2 rRNA genes (1 of these 2 cut by a window edge) are annotated in these 1,846 nt (G+C 50.3%); both read right to left on the reverse strand.

Going from position 1 to position 1,846, the window contains the following annotated elements:
- Position 1: 1 nt before the first annotated feature.
- Positions 2–117, reverse strand: a 5S ribosomal RNA gene (rrf, locus tag AC1RPT_RS07510).
- 85 nt (positions 118–202) lie between these two features.
- Positions 203–1,846, reverse strand: a 23S ribosomal RNA gene (locus AC1RPT_RS07515) (it continues 1,375 nt past the right edge of the window).

Raw genomic sequence — 1,846 nt, forward strand, 5'->3', positions numbered from 1 at the left:
AGCATGGCAACGTCCTACCCTCGCAGGGGGCGACCCCCAACTACTCTTGGCGCTAAGAAGCTTAACTTCTGTGTTCGACATGGGAACAGGTGTATCCTTCTTGCTATCGCCACCACACTCTTTTTTTGAGAAAACTTATTCTCTCAAAACTAGCTAATATTTATCATTGATTTTTAAGCCGTACACCGTTTCACACCACTTTGTGGTTAAGTCCTCGACCGATTAGTATTGGTCCGCTCCATACATCACTGTACTTCCACTTCCAACCTATCTACCTGATAATCTTTCAGGGGTCTTACTTCCATAAAGGAATGGGAAATCTAATCTCGAGGTGAGCTTCACACTTAGATGCTTTCAGCGTTTATCTCATCCATACATAGCTACCCAGCGATGCCCTTGGCAGAACAACTGGTACACCAGAGGTATGTCCATCCCGGTCCTCTCGTACTAAGGACAGCTCCTCTCAAATTTCCTACGCCCGCGACGGATAGGGACCGAACTGTCTCACGACGTTCTGAACCCAGCTCGCGTACCGCTTTAATGGGCGAACAGCCCAACCCTTGGGACCGACTACAGCCCCAGGATGCGATGAGCCGACATCGAGGTGCCAAACCTCCCCGTCGATGTGGACTCTTGGGGGAGATAAGCCTGTTATCCCCAGGGTAGCTTTTATCCGTTGAGCGATGGCCCTTCCATACGGAACCACCGGATCACTAAGCCCGACTTTCGTCCCTGCTCGACCTGTAAGTCTCGCAGTCAAGCTCCCTTGTGCCTTTACACTCTGCGAATGATTTCCAACCATTCTGAGGGAACCTTTGGGCGCCTCCGTTACCTTTTAGGAGGCGACCGCCCCAGTCAAACTGCCCACCTGACACTGTCTCCCACCACGATTAGTGGCGAGGGTTAGAGTGTTCATACAACGAGGGTAGTATCCCACCAATGCCTCCTCCGAAACTAGCGTTCCGGTCTCTACGGCTCCTACCTATCCTGTACAAGTTATACAAACACTCAATATCAAGCTACAGTAAAGCTCCATGGGGTCTTTCCGTCCTGTCGCGGGTAACCCGCATCTTCACGGGTATTATAATTTCACCGAGTCTCTCGTTGAGACAGTGCCCAAATCGTTACGCCTTTCGTGCGGGTCGGAACTTACCCGACAAGGAATTTCGCTACCTTAGGACCGTTATAGTTACGGCCGCCGTTTACTGGGGCTTCAATTCTGGGCTTCGCCGAAGCTAACTCATCCTCTTAACCTTCCAGCACCGGGCAGGCGTCAGCCCCTATACGTCATCTTACGATTTTGCAGAAACCTGTGTTTTTGATAAACAGTCGTTTGGGCCTATTCACTGCGGCTGACCTTTCGGTCAGCACCCCTTCTCCCGAAGTTACGGGGTCATTTTGCCGAGTTCCTTAACGAGAGTTCTCTCGCACACCTTAGGATACTCTCCTCGACTACCTGTGTCGGTTTGCGGTACGGGTAGTTATATTCTAACTAGAAGCTTTTCTTGGCAGTGTGACATCAGTTACTTCGCTACTTAATTTCGCTCCCCATCACAACTTGTCCTTAAAGTTAAGCATTTAACTCAACTTCAGACTTATTGCTTGGACGCACATATCCATCAGTGCGCTTCCTTAGCCTGCTGCGTCCCTCCATCGTTCAAACAAATATAACTAGTACAGGAATCTCAACCTGTTATCCATCGTCTACGCCTCTCGGCCTCGACTTAGGTCCCGACTAACCCTGGGAGGACGAGCCTTCCCCAGGAAACCTTAGTCATTCGGTGGACAGGATTCTCACCTGTCTTTCGCTACTCATACCGGCATTCTCACTTCTAAGCGCTCCACC

It is taken from the genome of Dellaglioa sp. CoH-56-MRSF-11 (assembly GCF_056782135.1).